Genomic DNA, 16,722 nt, shown 5'->3' on the forward strand with positions numbered 1-16,722 from the left:
GCTTGCCAATTGAGAAATGTTCAATTAGTCTAAAGAAAAGCGCTGAATGAAGTGATGTTAAGGAGGAGCAAACCAGCATGAAGTATAGAAGCGTTTTTGATATTATCGGCCCGGTCATGATCGGTCCGTCCAGTTCACATACCGCAGGCGCCGCCCGGATCGGCAGAGTGGCCAGAAGCTTATTCAGGCGGGAGCCCCGCCGGATCGTTGTGTCTTTTTACGGATCATTTGCAGAAACGTATAAGGGTCACGGCACTGATGTCGCGATTATCGGCGGCCTGCTTGATTTTGATACATTTGATGAACGGATTAAAACAGCGATTCAAATTGCGGAAGAGAAGGGCATATATGTAGAGTTCCGTACAGAGGATGCCGTGCCCGTTCATCCGAATACGGCGCGTATCGTCATTTCTGATGATGAGGGAGAGCTAGCCCTTACCGGTATTTCCATCGGCGGCGGAAAAATAGAAATCACGGAGCTCAACGGCTTTGAGCTGCGACTTTCCGGAAACCACCCGGCTATTTTAGTCGTTCATAATGATAAATTCGGCACGATTGCAGGCGTTGCCAATGTGCTTGCGAAATTCTCCATCAACGTCGGGCATATGGAAGTGGCGCGTAAGGACGTCGGCCAGCTTGCGCTGATGACGATTGAGGTCGATCAGAATATTGAAGAAGAAGTGCTTGACGAACTTTCAACACTTCCTAATATTATACAGGTTACTAAGATAGCTGACTAAAAAGTCAGGAGGAAAATGACATGTTTCGTAATGTAAAAGAATTAATAGAAATCACTCAAGAAAAACAAATTCCGATTTCGGAAGTGATGATCACCCAAGAGATGGAAGTGACGCAAAAAACACGGGAAGAAATCTTTCAAGGAATGGAGCGCAATCTCTCCGTCATGGAAGCAGCTGTTGAAAAAGGGCTGAAGGGCGTCACAAGTCAGACCGGTTTAACAGGCGGAGATGCCGTGAAACTTCAGGCATACATCCAATCGGGAAGAAGCCTGTCGGGCAATCTGATTTTAGACGCCGTTTCTAAAGCTGTGGCGACAAATGAAGTCAATGCGGCGATGGGAACGATCTGCGCTACACCGACCGCCGGCTCTGCCGGAGTTGTGCCGGGAACGTTATTCGCCGTAAAGCATAAGCTGAACCCTACGACAGAACAAATGATCCGTTTTCTGTTTACAGCCGGCGCGTTCGGTTTTGTCGTAGCAAATAATGCGAGTATTTCAGGAGCGGCAGGAGGCTGTCAGGCGGAAGTCGGGTCAGCATCAGGCATGGCAGCGGCTGCGATTGTGGAAATGGCGGGCGGAACGCCTCAGCAATCAGCGGAAGCAATGGCGATTACACTGAAAAATATGCTCGGTCTCGTATGTGACCCGGTCGCCGGATTGGTAGAAGTGCCGTGTGTCAAACGAAACGCAATGGGAGCATCCAACGCGATGATCGCGGCGGATATGGCGCTGGCCGGGATTACAAGCCGTATTCCTTGCGATGAGGTGATTGACGCGATGTACAAAATCGGCCAGACGATGCCGACAGCACTGCGTGAAACGGGACAAGGCGGTTTAGCTGCGACACCGACGGGAAGAGAATTAGAGAAAAAAATTTTCGGAGGAGCGCTGAAATCAAGTGACACACCATCAGCAAACTAGTATAGCGGAAATTAAGGGCATTGGGCCGGAAACAGAAAAAACATTGCACGAACTTGGTATCTATGACATTTCTGATCTTCTGAATTATTTCCCTTACCGTTATGACGACTATGAGCTGAGGGATTTAGAAGAAGTAAAACATGAAGAAAGAGTGACGGTAGAAGGGAAGGTTCATTCAGAACCTTCTCTTACCTATTACGGCAAAAAACGAAACAGGCTGACATTCAGGGTGCTTGTCGGCAATTATTTAATTACCGCGGTCTGCTTTAACCGTCCCTACTTAAAAAAGAAACTGACATTAGGTTCTGTCGTCACGATATCCGGGAAATGGGATAAACACAGACAGACCGTTTCCGTGCAGGAATTAAAAACTGGTCCTCATCAAGAAGATAAAAGCATTGAGCCTGTTTATTCCGTTAAAGAAAACGTCACCGTAAAAATGATGAGACGGTTTATTAAGGAAGCGCTGCAGCATCATTTGGACAGTGCAGCCGATCCGCTTCCTGAAAAATTGAGAATCCGCTATAAGCTGCCTGATTACAAACATGCCCTGCAGACGATGCATCAGCCTGAAACGAGGGAATCGTTACAGCAGGCAAGACGCCGGTTTGTTTACGAGGAATTCTTATTATTTCAGCTGAAAATGCAGGCGTTCCGTAAAGCGGAAAGGGAACAGTCAAAAGGCATCAGCCATGTGTTTCCTGCTGAAAAGCTCGCCGCTTTCACAGACAGCCTGCCGTTTTCGCTCACGACCGCACAGACGCGCGTGCTTCGGGAAATTACCGCTGATATGACATCCCCTTACCGAATGAACCGTCTGCTGCAAGGTGATGTCGGTTCAGGGAAAACGGCCGTCGCCGCCATCGCTTTGTACGCTGCGATTCTGTCGGGGTATCAGGGGGCATTAATGGTGCCGACTGAAATTCTGGCCGAACAGCATGCAGATTCTCTCGTATCGTTGTTTGCAAATGAAGATGTAAATATCGCGCTTTTGACGAGTTCTGTAAAAGGAAAGCGGCGCAGGGAGCTTTTGGAGCGGCTTGCTCTCGGAGAGATTGATATTTTAGTAGGGACCCATGCTTTAATCCAGGATGAAGTGGAATTCAAAGCGCTGAGTCTTGTTATTACGGACGAGCAGCACCGGTTCGGGGTCGAACAGCGCAAAAAACTCAAGAATAAAGGTCAGGATCCGGATGTGCTGTTTATGACAGCCACCCCGATACCGAGAACGTTGGCCATTACCGTCTTCGGAGAAATGGATGTTTCCGTGATAGATGAAATGCCCGCGGGGCGAAAACAAATCGAAACGTATTGGGTGAAACACGACATGCTGGAGCGGATTTTGGCTTTTATAGAAAAAGAGCTGAAGCAGGGAAGGCAAGCCTATATTATCTGCCCGCTCATTGAAGAGTCGGATAAACTGGATGTACAGAATGCGATTGACGTATATAACATGCTGTCTGACGTTTACCGCGGTAAATGGAATGTCGGCCTGATGCACGGGAAGCTCCATTCTGATGAAAAAGATCAGGTGATGAGAGAATTCAGCGCCAATCAATGTCAGGTACTTGTGTCAACAACCGTCGTAGAAGTCGGGGTGAACGTGCCGAATGCGACGATTATGGTCATCTATGACGCCGACCGTTTCGGATTATCTCAGCTCCATCAGCTACGCGGCCGGGTCGGGCGGGGAGACCACCAATCTTTCTGCATCTTGATGGCCGATCCGAAATCCGAAACCGGGAAGGAACGGATGAGAATCATGTCAGAGACAAACGACGGCTTCGAGCTGTCTGAAAAGGACCTTGAACTGCGCGGCCCCGGTGATTTCTTCGGAAAAAAACAGAGCGGTATGCCCGAGTTCAAGGTGGCGGATATGGTTCATGACTACAGAGCTTTGGAAACGGCCCGCCAGGATGCGGCCAACCTGGTGTCTTCAGAGGCTTTTTGGAAAGATGACGAATACCGCATGCTGCGCGGTCAATTACTTTCAAGCGGCGTCTTAGAAGGGGAGAAATTAAGCTGATTCTGTAAAATTCGGCGGCTTTCAAAAAACAATCATTGCATTCCAATCTATGAGATTATATACTACTATTAGTACCTAGTCTTAATTGTCCGGATGGTGTTTACAGATGAGAAGAAGCAAGAAAGAACGCCAAAAATTATTGCAGCAGACGATCAAATCGACACCCTTCATCACAGATGAAGAATTAGCGGGGAAATTCGGCGTCAGCATTCAGACGATCCGTTTAGACCGCTTAGAGCTCTCAATACCGGAGCTGAGGGAAAGAATTAAAAACGTGGCAGAACAAACGCTTGATGATGAAGTGAAATCATTGTCTTTAGACGAAGTGATCGGTGAAATCATTGATCTGGAGCTTGACGGCCAGGCCATTTCCATATTAGAAGTAAGACGCGAACATGTCTTCAGCCGCAATCAAATTGCGCGGGGGCATCATTTGTTTGCGCAGGCGAACTCACTCGCCGTAGCCGTCATTGATGATGAGCTGGCGCTGACCGCAAGCGCAAATATCCGCTTTACAAGACAGGTGAAAGAAGGCGAGCGCGTCGTTGCGAAAGCCAAAGTGACGGCAGTCGAAAAAGAAAAAGGCAGAACGGTAGTTGAAGTCAACAGCTATGTGGGAGAAGAAGTCGTGTTCTCCGGCAGCTTTGACATGTACCGTTCAAAACAATCATAAAGGTGGAGCATGCATGAGAATAGCTGTAGATGCAATGGGAGGCGACAACGCACCCAAAGCTGTTATTGACGGAGTAATGAAGAGTATTGAGGCATTTGACGATCTTCATATTACGCTGGTCGGTGACAAGACAACAATAGAATCACACTTGCCAACAACATCAGACCGCATCACTGTGTTGCACGCCGATGAAGTGATTGAACCGACGGATGAACCGGTCCGCGCCGTACGCAGAAAGAAAAACTCTTCTATGGTGCTGATGGCGCAGGAAGTGGCTGAAAACAGAGCGGACGCCTGCATCTCAGCGGGGAATACAGGCGCACTCATGACAGCGGGACTGTTTATTGTCGGCAGAATTAAAGGAATCGACCGGCCTGCGCTTGCGCCGACGCTTCCGACCGTTTCAGGCGACGGTTTCCTTCTTTTGGACGTGGGAGCCAATGTCGATGCCAAACCGGAGCATCTCGTCCAGTACGGAATTATGGGATCTGTATATGCCCGGCAGGTTCTCGGAATCAGCTCGCCCCGCGTCGGCTTGTTAAATGTCGGCACGGAAGAAAAGAAAGGAAACGACCTGACAAAAAAGACGTTTGAATTATTAAAAGAAACAAACGTGAATTTTGTCGGAAACGTTGAGGCGAGAGACTTGCTCGAAGGCGCTGCTGACGTCATCGTCACAGACGGCTTTACGGGCAACGTCACGTTGAAAACATTGGAAGGTTCAGCGTTATCGATTTTCAAAATGCTGAAAGATACACTGACTTCAAGTTTTGTTTCTAAGCTCGCAGCGGGAGTGCTGAAGCCGAAGCTGATGGAAATGAAACTGAAAATGGACTATTCTGAGTACGGCGGGGCGAGTCTTTTCGGTTTGAAAGCGCCCGTCATTAAAGCGCACGGCTCTTCTGACGCACGCGCTGTTTACCATGCGCTGCGCCAGGCGAGAGAAATGGTCAGCCAAAACGTGGCCGCATTTATAGAAGAAGAAGTAAAAGAAGAAAAAACAGATGAGTAGTCTGGAGGTTACCGCATCATGAGTAAGATTGCATTTTTATTTCCCGGACAGGGATCACAATATATCGGTATGGGAAAAGACCTGTACGAACGCGAAGAAGCGTCAAAACGTATTTTTGATGAAGCGGATGAAACGCTTGAAACAAAGCTGAGCTCGCTCATTTTTGAAGGTGACGCTGAAGAATTGACCCTTACATACAATGCGCAGCCCGCGCTGTTGACAACGAGCATCGCCGTATTGGAAAAGTTTAAAGAATCCGGCATCACCCCTGATTTCACCGCCGGCCACAGCCTCGGAGAATATTCGGCGCTTGTTGCGGCGGGAGCGATGACATTTAAAGATGCCGTTTACACGGTAAGAAAACGGGGAGAATTCATGAATGAAGCCGTGCCGGCCGGAGAAGGCGCCATGGCTGCTATTCTCGGAATGGATGCGGAGTCCTTGAAAAAGGTGACGGATCAAGTGACGGAAAACGGTCATCTCGTACAGCTTGCAAACCTGAACTGCCCCGGCCAGATCGTCATTTCCGGAACGGCAAAAGGCGTGGAGCTGGCTTCAGAGGAAGCGAAAAACAACGGAGCCAAACGGGCGATCCCATTAGAAGTAAGCGGACCGTTCCATTCTGAATTAATGAAGCCGGCAGCGCAAAAACTCGAGGAGGTGCTCAGCGCCTGTGAGTTGAAAAATGCGGCTGTTCCCGTGATTTCAAACGTTTCGGCTGACGTTATGACAGAAAAAGACGATATCAAGAAAAAACTGATCGAACAGCTGTATTCGCCTGTTCGCTTTGAAGAAACCATTAACAAACTGATTGACGAAGGCGTCACGACGTTTGTTGAAATCGGGCCCGGAAAAGTGCTTTCAGGCCTTGTGAAAAAAGTGAACCGCCGCCTTAAAACAATCGCGGTTTCTGACCATGAAACCATCGAACTGGCGATTCAAACACTGAAGGAGGAGAATCAGGATGCTTAATGAAAAAACAGCAGTGGTAACGGGGGCGTCCCGCGGAATCGGGCGGGCGATCGCGCTTGATCTTGCGAAAAACGGCTGTAACGTAGTAGTCAACTACTCCGGGAATGAAGCGAAAGCGAACGAAGTCGTAGATGAGATCAAATCTTTGGGCCGAAACGCGATCGCGGTAAAAGCCGATGTATCAAATTCCGAAGAAGTACAAAACATGATGAAAGAGGCTGTCGCTGCATTTTCTTCAATCGACATTCTCGTGAACAATGCGGGGATCACCAAAGATAATCTTCTGATGAGAATGAAAGATAATGAATGGGATGATGTCATCAACATTAACTTAAAAGGTGTATTCAACTGCACGAAAGCCGTTACAAGACAGATGATGAAACAGCGCTCCGGCCGGATTATCAACGTATCATCAATCGTCGGCGTCAGCGGAAACCCCGGCCAGGCAAACTATGTGGCGGCAAAAGCCGGAGTAATCGGCTTAACGAAGTCATCAGCCAAAGAGCTTGCGAGCCGAAATATTACGGTCAATGCCATTGCTCCGGGCTTTATTTCCACGGATATGACGGACAAGCTTTCTAAAGAAGTCCAAGATGAAATGCTGAAGCAGATTCCGCTCGCGCGTTTCGGTGATCCTTCCGATATCAGCAGCGTTGTTACGTTCCTTGCTTCTGAAGGATCGCGTTATATGACGGGCCAAACCCTTCATATTGACGGCGGAATGGTGATGTAAAGATTTGTTTTTAAAATTTCATCCTAGTTTCTCTAGTTTTTTAAAAACGAATCCTCTATAATACTTGAGGGGAGGTGAATTGCTATGGCAGATACATTAGAGCGTGTAACGAAAATCATCGTAGACCGCCTTGGCGTTGATGAAGCTGACGTCAAACTTGAAGCTTCTTTCAAGGAAGACTTAGGTGCTGATTCCCTAGATGTAGTTGAGCTTGTTATGGAACTTGAAGACGAGTTTGATATGGAGATTTCTGACGAAGATGCTGAAAAGATTGCAACAGTCGGCGACGCTGTGAACTACATACAAAACCAGCAATAAGCTGATGCTAAAAGTCCCGCCTGACAGCGGGGCTTTAGCCCTTTAATCGTTCGGTTACCGGCGTCTGACGCTGTACGCGCTGCCGATTCCGTTTACGGCGGGGAGCGCGGTGAACCTGATGTGCCTATGGAGGTTACTATGTCAAAACACTCACATTTTAAAGATAAAAAAAAGTTCTATAAAAAAATAGAGCAATTTAAAGAGTTCCAAGAACGGATTTCGGTTCATTTTCAAAACGAGAAACTTTTGTATCAAGCATTTACACATTCATCTTATGTGAATGAGCATCGGAAAAAGCCGTATGAAGACAACGAAAGGCTTGAATTTTTAGGTGACGCTGTTTTGGAACTGACGATCTCCCAATTCTTATTTGCCAAATATCCGGCCATGAGTGAAGGAGATTTGACGAAGCTGAGAGCCGCTATCGTATGCGAGCCGTCACTCGTCTCACTTGCCCACGAATTGTCATTCGGCGATCTTGTTCTCTTGGGAAAAGGAGAAGAAATGACGGGCGGCAGAAAGCGTCCTGCGCTTTTAGCGGATGTGTTTGAAGCGTTTATCGGCGCACTGTATCTGGATCAGGGCCTTGAGCCGGTTCAGCAATTCCTGAAAGAGTACGTGTTCCCTAAAATAAACGATGGTGCTTTTTCTCATGTGATGGATTTCAAAAGCCAGCTTCAAGAATTTGTACAGCGGGACGGAAAAGGATCGCTTGAGTACAAAATTCTCAATGAAAAAGGGCCTGCCCACAACCGGGAATTCGAGGCGCTGGTCTCTCTTAAAGGTGAGGCGCTCGGCATCGGGAACGGACGTTCCAAAAAAGAAGCCGAGCAGCATGCGGCACAGGAAGCTCTTGCAAAATTGCAAAAACATCATACGAAACAATAAAATCCCCCTGTATCCCTAGGGGGATTTCAGTATGTCTGCGCCTGATATAAGCGGGTGATTATGATAATATTGAGATACTTATACGATAAGGAGGATCTGGGATGTTCCTCAAACGTTTAGACGTTATAGGATTTAAATCATTTGCAGAACGGATATCCGTTGACTTTGTAAAAGGCGTCACGGCCGTTGTCGGTCCGAACGGCAGCGGAAAGAGCAACATTACCGAAGCCATCCGCTGGGTGCTCGGCGAACAATCGGCACGCTCGCTTCGGGGCGGAAAAATGGAAGATATCATTTTTGCGGGAAGTGATTCGCGCAAGCGGCTGAACCTTGCCGAAGTCACGTTAACGCTTGATAATGAAGATCAATTTCTCCCGATCGATTATCATGAAGTCAGCGTGACGAGACGGGTGTATCGTTCCGGAGAAAGTGAATTTCTCATCAACAATCAGCAGTGCCGCCTGAAAGACATCATTGACTTATTTATGGACTCCGGGCTCGGAAAAGAAGCATTCTCTATTATCAGCCAGGGAAAAGTCGAAGAGATTCTCAGCAGCAAAGCGGAAGACCGCCGCAGTATTTTCGAAGAAGCTGCCGGCGTGCTGAAATATAAAACAAGAAAGAAAAAAGCGGAAAACAAACTGTTTGAGACGCAGGATAACTTAAACAGGGTGGAAGATATTCTCCACGAGCTTGAAGATCAGGTTGAACCGCTGAAAATCCAGGCATCAATCGCCAAAGACTACTTAGAAAAAAAGAAAGAGCTTGAGCATGTCGAAATCGCCCTTACCGCCTTTGACATCGAACAACTGCATGGCAGATGGTCGGGTTTAAAAGACAAGGTGCAGGCTGCTAAAGAAGAAGAATTGGCGGAATCATCGGCTCTGTCCGCAAAAGAAGCGATGATAGAAGAGACGAGAGATAAAATCCACGCGCTTGATGAATCCGTCAACGAACTGCAGCAGGTTCTGCTCGTGACAAGTGAAGAGCTGGAAAAGCTGGAAGGCCGGAAAGAAGTGCTGAAAGAGCGTAAAAAAAACGCCGCGCAAAACCGGGAACAGCTAGAGGAATCCGTTACACATTACACGAACAAAGAAGCCGAACTGAAAGCGGACATTGAAAAGCAGTCTGCCGTCTATGATAAACTTCGTGCGGAAGTGAAGCGGTTAAACGCCCAGGTGAAAGAAAAGCAGCAGGCTCTCAGTCTGCATAATGAAAATGTAGAAGAGAAAATCGAACAATTAAAAAGCGATTACTTTGAATTGTTAAACAGCCAGGCGTCGATTCGCAACGAGCTGCAGCTTTTAGATGATCAGATGTCCCAATCTGCGGTCCAGCAGGCGAGACTGACCGCAAACAATGAAAAATACCTTGAAGAACGTAACGATATTGCAGTCCGCAAAGCGGCGTGCGAAGAAGAATTGGCCGCCGTTGAAGAGGATATTCACAATCAGGTCGTCCGCTTTCGCGAAGTCCAGACAGCATATGAACAGAAAAAACGCCAGTATGAAAAGAAAGAATCAGCGCTGTATCAGGCATATCAATTCGTCCAGCAGGCCAGATCCAAAAAAGATATGCTTGAAACGATGCAAGGCGATTTTTCAGGATTTTACCAAGGCGTAAAAGAAGTGCTGAAGCAGAAAGAGCAGCTCGGCGGCATCCGCGGCGCCGTTCTCGAACTGATTGCGACCGAACAAAAATATGAAACGGCGATCGAGATTGCACTCGGCGCAGCGGCGCAGCACGTTGTCACAGACGATGAGCAGGCGGCGCGGAAAGCGATTCAATATTTAAAACAGAATTCCTTCGGCCGCGCGACGTTCCTGCCGCTTACGGTTATGAAACCGCGCCAGCTCCAAACCCGTGATGAACAGACGGCTTCAAAGCATCCGTCTTTCCTCGGCACAGCGAGCGGGCTTGTCACATATGACGCGGCGTATCGGAATGTCATTCAAAACCTTCTCGGCACCGTGCTGATCACTGAAGATTTAAAAGGCGCGAATGAACTGGCCAAGCTTCTCGGGCACCGCTACCGCATCGTGACGCTTGAGGGCGATGTCGTCAATCCAGGCGGATCAATGACAGGCGGCGCGGTCAAAAAGAAAAACAATTCTCTGCTCGGCAGAAGCCGCGAGCTTGAGACGGTGACTGCGCGGCTTGCCGAAATGGAAGAAAAAACAGCTCTGCTCGAAAAAGAGGTCAAAGCGCTGAAGCAGGCCATTCAAGAGCTTGAACATACGCTGAGCGGTCTCCGTGAAGACGGTGAGGCTTTCAGAACAAAGCAGCAGGATGTAAAAGGCAGGCTGTATGAACTCGAAGTTGCTGAAAAGAACATCAATACCCATCTGGAGCTTTACGACCAGGAGAAAGCATCACTGACGGAAAGCAGCCGGGAAAAAGAGACGCGCAAATCAGCTCTGGAAGAACAGCTGAGTGAGGCATCCGGCCAGCTGAAAGAGCTTGAGGAAGAGATGGAAAGGCTGACAAAACAAAAGCAGACCCTATCCTCAACAAAAGAAACGCTCTCTCATGAACTGACGGAATGTAAAGTGGCCGCTGCGAAAAAAGAACAGGCGTGCTCGAGTGAGGAAGACAACCTCAAAAGGCTGAAAAAAGAGCTTGAAGAAACGCAGCTCGCTCTGAAAGAAACACGGGAAGATTTAAGCCTCCTGACCTCAGAGATGACGTCCAGCACAAGCGGAGAGGAGCAGCTTGAAGAAGCAGCCCATCATAAGCTTCACGATAAAACGAGAACGATCGAATTGATCGCCAGCCGGCGCGACCAGCGTGTGAAGCTCCAGCGGGCGCTTGATACGAACGAGCTTGAATTGAAAGAGATGAAGCGTCTGTACAAGCAAAAAACGGACATTCTGAAAGATGAAGAGGTAAAACTCGGCCGGATGGAAGTTGAGCTTGATAATCTCTTGCAATATTTACGCGAGGAGTACAGCTTATCCTTTGAAGGGGCAAAAGAACAATATCAGCTTGAACTCGAGCCTGAAGAGGCGAGAAAACGAGTCAAACTGATCAAGCTTTCAATTGAAGAGCTCGGAACGGTCAATCTCGGCAGCATCGATGAGTTTGAAAGGGTAAACGAACGGTATCAGTTTTTAACAGAGCAGAAAAATGACCTGACGGAAGCGAAAAACACACTGTTTCAAGTCATTGAAGAAATGGATTCTGAAATGACGAAGCGATTCCATGAAACGTTTATCCAGATCCGTTCTCAATTCAACGACGTGTTCCGTTCTTTATTCGGAGGAGGACGGGCTGAACTGAAGCTGACTGATCCGAATGATCTTCTTAATTCCGGAGTGGACATTATCGCGCAGCCTCCGGGCAAAAAACTGCAAAACTTAAATCTTTTGTCAGGGGGAGAACGGGCGCTGACTGCCATTGCCCTTTTATTCTCTATTCTGAAAGTAAGGCCCGTGCCGTTCTGCGTCCTTGATGAAGTGGAAGCTGCGCTTGATGAAGCCAATGTATTCAGGTTTGCGCAATACTTAAAAAAATACAGCGGCGACAGCCAGTTTATCGTCATCACCCACAGAAAAGGCACCATGGAAGAAGCGGATGTCCTCTACGGTGTTACGATGCAGGAATCCGGCGTTTCCCGAATGGTTTCGGTCAAACTGGAAGAAACAAAAGAATTCGTTCAGTAACGAGGAAAGAGGTTGAAAGATGAGCTTTTTTAAAAAATTAAAAGAGAAAATCACGAAACAGACAGACTCCGTCTCTGAAAAATTTAAAGATGGTCTTGAAAAAACAAGAAATTCCTTCTCAAATAAAGTGAACGAACTCGTCTCCCGCTACCGGAAAGTCGACGAGGATTTCTTCGAGGAGCTTGAGGAGGTGCTGATTGGCGCTGACGTAGGTTTTACAACCGTCATGGAGCTGATTGATGAGCTCAAGAAAGAAGTGAAGCTGAAAAACATCCAGGATCCTCAGGAAGTGCAGTCCGTCATTTCTGAAAAGCTTGTCGACATTTATAACAGCGGCGACGAACAGATTTCTGAATTAAATATTCAGGACGGGCGTTTGAACGTTATTCTGCTTGTCGGGGTAAACGGCGTCGGAAAAACGACAACGATCGGAAAACTTGCCCATAAGCTGAAGAATGAAGGCAAATCCGTTGTGCTCGCTGCCGGAGACACCTTCAGAGCCGGGGCGATTGAACAGCTTGAAGTGTGGGGAGAGCGTACAGGCGTGCCTGTCATTAAGCAGGCTGCCGGAAGCGACCCTGCGGCGGTTATTTATGATGCCGTACACGCGGCTAAAGCAAGAGGAGCGGATGTGCTGATTTGTGATACGGCCGGCCGCCTTCAGAATAAAGTTAACTTAATGAAAGAGCTTGAAAAGGTCAAACGCGTCATCGAACGCGAAGTGCCTGAGGCTCCGCATGAGGTTCTCCTCGCGCTTGACGCGACGACAGGTCAGAATGCGATGGCGCAGGCGAAAGAATTCTCCAAAGCGACGAATGTGACGGGTATCGCATTAACGAAGCTTGACGGCACCGCAAAAGGCGGTATCGTCCTGGCGATCCGCAATGAGCTTCACATCCCCGTGAAACTGGTCGGCCTCGGAGAAAAGGTTGACGATCTCCAGCGGTTTGATGCAGAATCTTACGTATACGGTCTCTTTTCGGATTTAGTTGAAAAAGCCGAGGATTAATGAATAAAAAACGAGTATAAAATGGACGGTTTTATACTCGTTTTTTTATACGCATTGATAGATCGGAATGGAGGGGACAGTTGTTGGACAAATGGCTTAAAGCTGAATTGGAAAGTAAGATCGGCGCGATAAACCATATGTCGCTGCTGGATGAACAGGGAGGCACTTCAACCGTTCGAAAAATAGTGACCGGCCAAGACGCATTTCTGCTGAAAAGTTCTTTTCAACAGAAGTATCGGGAATGGTTAATGAGAGAAGCCTTCGTTTTACAACAACTGACGGAAACTCGTCGTCTGCCTGTTCCTATTTATTATGGGATGATACAGGAACAGCATGCCAGCCATATCATCATGTCATTTGAGGATGGAATCACCCTGACTTCGGCTTTAAGAAAAGCCAAAGGGGATACTGAAAAGAAAAAGCTGATCAAAAGTTTCGGCCAGTTTCTGCAGCGGCTGCATGAAACCGAAATGGTCTCTGGTTTACAGCCGGAAACAGACTGGCTCGATCTGCAAATCAAACGAGCCGGGGAATATGTCAAAAAAGGACAAGCTGAAGGAAGTGCAGAGCTATTGAAGGAATTGGACAGGTACAGGCCTGTTCCTGTTCAGCAGACAATGATTCACGGTGACTGCACGACTGATAATGTGCTGGTGAGAGACGGAGAGGTCTATCTGTTTATCGATGCTGCGGGAATATCGGCGGGAGATCCGCGTTATGATGAATCATTAGCGATCAGTCGTTTTGTCACAAATGAATCATGTCTCAATGCTTTTTACGAAGGCTATTGCCGCTATCGTGTATCAAAACAAGAATTCGAGTATTTTAACGACGGTCTGTATGAATTTTTTTGAAAACACTTATTATGTAAAAAGAGCATCATGCTTTGACAAGATAAAAACTTGACACACGCTCTGAAACCATGTAAACTAAGTTTTTGTAAAGGGATTTGACTTAACAAAGGGGAGAGCTCAAATGTCGCTCGAAAAAACGACGAGAATGAACTATTTGTTTGACTTCTATCAGTCGTTGCTGACGTCAAAACAAAAGAGCTATATGTCGCTTTATTATCTGGACGATTTCTCCCTTGGTGAAATAGCCGAAGAGTATGACGTTTCAAGGCAAGCCGTTTACGATAACATCAAACGGACTGAAGCGATGCTTGAACAATATGAAGAAAAACTGCTCCTTTTTAAAAAGTTTCAGGAGCGTAAAGAAATGTTTACAAAGCTGAAAGAGCTTGCTTCCGGCTTGCAGGAAGAGGAAAAAATGACGGCTCTGATTGAAGCGCTTGAGAAATTAGATTAGGAGGCGGCAAACAATGGCATTTGAAGGATTAGCCGACCGACTGCAAAAGACGATTTCAAAAATCCGCGGAAAAGGAAAAGTCAGCGAACAAGACGTAAAAGAGATGATGCGTGAAGTCCGTCTTGCGCTTCTTGAGGCTGACGTTAACTTTAAAGTCGTAAAGGATTTTGTGAAAAAAGTAAGTGAACGGGCTGTCGGGCAGGACGTCATGCAGAGTCTGACACCCGGTCAGCAGGTTATTAAAGTCGTAAAAGAAGAGCTTACCGAGCTGATGGGCGGCGAAGAAAGCAAAATTGCCGCCGCCAAACGCCCGCCGACCGTTATTATGATGGTCGGGCTCCAAGGTGCCGGTAAAACGACAACCACGGGGAAGCTTGCCAACCTGCTGCGCAAAAAACATAACCGCAAACCGCTGCTCGTGGCTGCGGATATTTACCGCCCCGCCGCGATTAAACAGCTGGAAACACTGGGGAAACAGCTTGATATGCCGGTCTTTTCGCTTGGCGATCAGGTCAGCCCGGTGGAAATTGCCAGACAGGCGATTGAAAAAGCGAAGGAAGAGCATCATGATTATGTGATTTTAGATACCGCCGGACGGCTGCACATCGATCATGAACTGATGGATGAGCTCTCCGGTGTAAAGGAAGTCGCAAATCCTGAGGAAATTTTCCTTGTCGTCGACTCAATGACCGGTCAGGATGCGGTAAACGTCGCCAAAAGCTTTAATGACCAGCTCGGTTTAACGGGCGTCATTTTAACAAAGCTTGACGGGGATACCCGCGGAGGTGCGGCGCTTTCTATCCGCGCGGTCACCGAAACGCCGATTAAATTCGCCGGAATGGGAGAAAAGCTCGATGCTCTTGAAGCGTTCCATCCTGAACGGATGGCATCCCGGATTCTCGGAATGGGTGACGTGCTGACGCTGATTGAAAAAGCTCAGGCGACCGTTGATGAAGACAAAGCCAAAGAGCTTGAGCAGAAAATGAGAACGATGAGCTTCACATTGGATGATTTTCTGGAGCAGCTCGGCCAGGTCCGAAACATGGGGCCTCTTGACGAACTGCTGCAAATGATGCCCGGCGCAGGCAAAATGAAAGGCTTAAAAAACATCCAAGTCGATGAAAAACAGCTGAATCATGTGGAAGCGATCATTAAATCAATGACTGTTCTTGAAAAAGAACAGCCGGATATTATTAACGCCAGCCGGCGGAAGCGGATTGCCAAAGGAAGCGGAACATCCGTTCAGGAAGTCAACCGTCTTTTAAAGCAGTTTGAGGAAATGAAAAAAATGATGAAGCAGATGACCAACATGTCAAAAGGGAAGAAAAAAGGCTTTAAATTACCTTTTATGTAATCGGTTATACATGATAAAACCGTTGTTAAGAAAAAACACTTTACAAACACTTTTATCATTGTTAATATACTATCTTGTTGAAATATTTTCGGAGGTGCTAGTAAAATGGCAGTAAAAATTCGTTTAAAACGTATGGGAGCAAAAAAATCTCCTTTCTATCGTATTGTTGTAGCAGATTCTCGTTCACCGCGTGACGGCCGTTTCATCGAAACAGTCGGCACATACAACCCGGTTGCAAAGCCGGCTGAAGTGAAAATCAACGAAGAGCTTGCTCTTAAATGGCTTCAAACAGGAGCTAAACCTTCTGATACAGTCCGCAACTTGTTCTCAAGCCAAGGAATTATGGAAAAATTCCACAACGCTAAACAAGGCAAGTAATGACTGATCAGAACTTGGAAGATTTGATTGTCAGCATTGTGGCTCCGCTTGTCGACCATCCGGAAGACATAACGGTCACAAAGGAAGAGACTGATCAAAAGATTGCGCTGCGCTTATCTGTCAATAAGTCAGATACCGGTAAGATTATCGGAAAGCAAGGCCGGACTGCAAGAGCGATTCGAACCGTCGTTTTTGCAGCTGGCGCACAGTCTTCTAAGAAAGTTCAATTTGAAATATTTGACTGAAAAAGGGAGAGGGCCGGCACCTCCCCTTTTTTTACACGTAAAAAAGGCAAATGAACAGAAATATGTTGGAAGAGTGGGGAGTCTGGTCCTATGCAGATTATTCACAGGGTAACCGTTATGCAGGTTCTGACCGAGCAAAGCAAGGAAAAGCTTTTGGCCTCTTTTGCAGAAAAAAAGCAAACGCTTGAACGAGAATGCAGCCAGCTCTATTTTCAGCTTAGAAAACATGAAAAAGATCAGCAGAATCCCGATGTAGCGGAATCTTTTAAAAAAGCCATTGAAAAAAGACAAGACAAAATCAAAATGATCGATTTCCAAATAAGCCAGACAGAGTCGCTCCCGCTTGGAAGCGAAGTGAAGGAAAAGGAGATCGATGCGCTGCTTTCAATCAATGTCGGTGATAACTGGCATGAAAAAACAGCGGCAAATACCATCGTCATAAAAGACGGGGTAGTAATTGAAATCCGCCCGAGGTGATAAT

17 protein-coding genes are annotated in these 16,722 nt (G+C 47.2%); all 17 read left to right on the forward strand.

The window, feature by feature from the left end; all coding sequences use genetic code 11:
- The first annotated feature begins 77 nt into the window (after positions 1 to 77).
- The gene (sdaAB, locus tag ACWJJX_RS03555) at positions 78 to 740 is read left to right on the forward strand and encodes an L-serine ammonia-lyase, iron-sulfur-dependent subunit beta (protein ID WP_003154325.1); all 663 of its coding nucleotides are present in this window, start codon (positions 78 to 80) and stop codon (positions 738 to 740) included.
- Positions 741 to 760: 20 nt separating this feature from the next.
- Entirely contained in the window at positions 761 to 1,663 is a 903-nt protein-coding gene (gene sdaAA, locus ACWJJX_RS03560; RefSeq protein ID WP_003154324.1) for an L-serine ammonia-lyase, iron-sulfur-dependent, subunit alpha, read from the forward strand.
- Positions 1,641 to 3,689 (forward strand): ATP-dependent DNA helicase RecG, encoded by a 2,049-nt coding sequence (recG, locus tag ACWJJX_RS03565; protein WP_063636633.1) that lies wholly within the window; start codon positions 1,641 to 1,643, stop codon positions 3,687 to 3,689. The genes sdaAA and recG overlap by 23 nt, the downstream gene beginning before the upstream one ends.
- Positions 3,690 to 3,795: 106 nt before the next feature.
- Entirely contained in the window at positions 3,796 to 4,362 is a 567-nt protein-coding gene (gene fapR, locus ACWJJX_RS03570; protein ID WP_003154320.1) for a transcription factor FapR, read from the forward strand.
- Positions 4,363 to 4,375: 13 nt separating this feature from the next.
- Positions 4,376 to 5,374, forward strand: coding sequence for a phosphate acyltransferase PlsX (gene plsX, locus ACWJJX_RS03575; protein ID WP_003154319.1), 999 nt, complete (start codon positions 4,376 to 4,378; stop codon positions 5,372 to 5,374).
- An 18-nt stretch (positions 5,375 to 5,392) separates the two neighbouring features.
- Positions 5,393 to 6,346: an ACP S-malonyltransferase gene (gene fabD, locus ACWJJX_RS03580; protein ID WP_007409759.1), complete on the forward strand. Its 954-nt coding sequence runs from the start codon at positions 5,393 to 5,395 to the stop codon at positions 6,344 to 6,346.
- The gene (gene fabG, locus ACWJJX_RS03585) at positions 6,339 to 7,079 is read left to right on the forward strand and encodes a 3-oxoacyl-[acyl-carrier-protein] reductase (RefSeq protein ID WP_454022743.1); all 741 of its coding nucleotides are present in this window, start codon (positions 6,339 to 6,341) and stop codon (positions 7,077 to 7,079) included. The genes fabD and fabG overlap by 8 nt, the downstream gene beginning before the upstream one ends.
- An 84-nt stretch (positions 7,080 to 7,163) precedes the next feature.
- Entirely contained in the window at positions 7,164 to 7,397 is a 234-nt protein-coding gene (acpP, locus tag ACWJJX_RS03590; RefSeq protein ID WP_003154310.1) for an acyl carrier protein, read from the forward strand.
- Between the two features lie 138 nt (positions 7,398 to 7,535).
- Positions 7,536 to 8,285 (forward strand): ribonuclease III, encoded by a 750-nt coding sequence (rncS, locus tag ACWJJX_RS03595; RefSeq protein ID WP_003154303.1) that lies wholly within the window; start codon positions 7,536 to 7,538, stop codon positions 8,283 to 8,285.
- Between the two features lie 101 nt (positions 8,286 to 8,386).
- A complete protein-coding gene (smc, locus tag ACWJJX_RS03600) occupies positions 8,387 to 11,947 on the forward strand; it encodes a chromosome segregation protein SMC (RefSeq protein WP_070081815.1) in 3,561 nt (1,186 codons plus the stop codon).
- Between the two features lie 19 nt (positions 11,948 to 11,966).
- Complete coding sequence (gene ftsY, locus ACWJJX_RS03605; RefSeq protein WP_003154301.1) at positions 11,967 to 12,956, forward strand: signal recognition particle-docking protein FtsY; 990 nt, start codon at positions 11,967 to 11,969, stop codon at positions 12,954 to 12,956.
- A gap of 83 nt (positions 12,957 to 13,039) precedes the next feature.
- Positions 13,040 to 13,810: a phosphotransferase family protein gene (locus ACWJJX_RS03610; protein WP_025851293.1), complete on the forward strand. Its 771-nt coding sequence runs from the start codon at positions 13,040 to 13,042 to the stop codon at positions 13,808 to 13,810.
- 121 nt (positions 13,811 to 13,931) lie between these two features.
- Entirely contained in the window at positions 13,932 to 14,264 is a 333-nt protein-coding gene (locus tag ACWJJX_RS03615) for a putative DNA-binding protein (RefSeq protein ID WP_003154299.1), read from the forward strand.
- Between the two features lie 13 nt (positions 14,265 to 14,277).
- Positions 14,278 to 15,618 carry a signal recognition particle protein gene (gene ffh, locus ACWJJX_RS03620; protein WP_003154298.1) on the forward strand — a complete coding sequence of 447 codons (1,341 nt, stop codon included), beginning with the start codon at positions 14,278 to 14,280 and terminating at the stop codon, positions 15,616 to 15,618.
- 105 nt (positions 15,619 to 15,723) lie between these two features.
- The gene (gene rpsP, locus ACWJJX_RS03625; RefSeq protein WP_003154296.1) at positions 15,724 to 15,996 is read left to right on the forward strand and encodes a 30S ribosomal protein S16; all 273 of its coding nucleotides are present in this window, start codon (positions 15,724 to 15,726) and stop codon (positions 15,994 to 15,996) included.
- Positions 15,996 to 16,241, forward strand: a complete 246-nt coding sequence (locus ACWJJX_RS03630) for a KH domain-containing protein (protein ID WP_007611392.1) — start codon at positions 15,996 to 15,998, stop codon at positions 16,239 to 16,241. Before rpsP ends, ACWJJX_RS03630 begins: the two co-directional genes overlap by 1 nt.
- A 90-nt stretch (positions 16,242 to 16,331) precedes the next feature.
- On the forward strand, positions 16,332 to 16,718 hold the full coding sequence (locus ACWJJX_RS03635; protein WP_003154291.1) for a YlqD family protein: 387 nt from the start codon (positions 16,332 to 16,334) through the stop codon (positions 16,716 to 16,718).
- Positions 16,719 to 16,722: the final 4 nt, after the last annotated feature.

This window comes from Bacillus sp. YH3-2-B2, assembly GCF_053663335.1.

Coding starts and splice junctions, on each gene's coding strand:
- sdaAB (WP_003154325.1), top strand. CDS start 78: ATGAAGTATAGAAGCGTTTTTGATATTATCGGCCCGGTCATGATCGGT.
- sdaAA (WP_003154324.1), top strand. CDS start 761: ATGTTTCGTAATGTAAAAGAATTAATAGAAATCACTCAAGAAAAACAA.
- fapR (WP_003154320.1), top strand. CDS start 3,796: ATGAGAAGAAGCAAGAAAGAACGCCAAAAATTATTGCAGCAGACGATC.
- plsX (WP_003154319.1), top strand. CDS start 4,376: ATGAGAATAGCTGTAGATGCAATGGGAGGCGACAACGCACCCAAAGCT.
- fabD (WP_007409759.1), top strand. CDS start 5,393: ATGAGTAAGATTGCATTTTTATTTCCCGGACAGGGATCACAATATATC.
- fabG (WP_454022743.1), top strand. CDS start 6,339: ATGCTTAATGAAAAAACAGCAGTGGTAACGGGGGCGTCCCGCGGAATC.
- acpP (WP_003154310.1), top strand. CDS start 7,164: ATGGCAGATACATTAGAGCGTGTAACGAAAATCATCGTAGACCGCCTT.
- rncS (WP_003154303.1), top strand. CDS start 7,536: ATGTCAAAACACTCACATTTTAAAGATAAAAAAAAGTTCTATAAAAAA.
- smc (WP_070081815.1), top strand. CDS start 8,387: ATGTTCCTCAAACGTTTAGACGTTATAGGATTTAAATCATTTGCAGAA.
- ftsY (WP_003154301.1), top strand. CDS start 11,967: ATGAGCTTTTTTAAAAAATTAAAAGAGAAAATCACGAAACAGACAGAC.
- ACWJJX_RS03615 (WP_003154299.1), top strand. CDS start 13,932: ATGTCGCTCGAAAAAACGACGAGAATGAACTATTTGTTTGACTTCTAT.
- ffh (WP_003154298.1), top strand. CDS start 14,278: ATGGCATTTGAAGGATTAGCCGACCGACTGCAAAAGACGATTTCAAAA.
- rpsP (WP_003154296.1), top strand. CDS start 15,724: ATGGCAGTAAAAATTCGTTTAAAACGTATGGGAGCAAAAAAATCTCCT.
- ACWJJX_RS03630 (WP_007611392.1), top strand. CDS start 15,996: ATGACTGATCAGAACTTGGAAGATTTGATTGTCAGCATTGTGGCTCCG.
- ACWJJX_RS03635 (WP_003154291.1), top strand. CDS start 16,332: ATGCAGATTATTCACAGGGTAACCGTTATGCAGGTTCTGACCGAGCAA.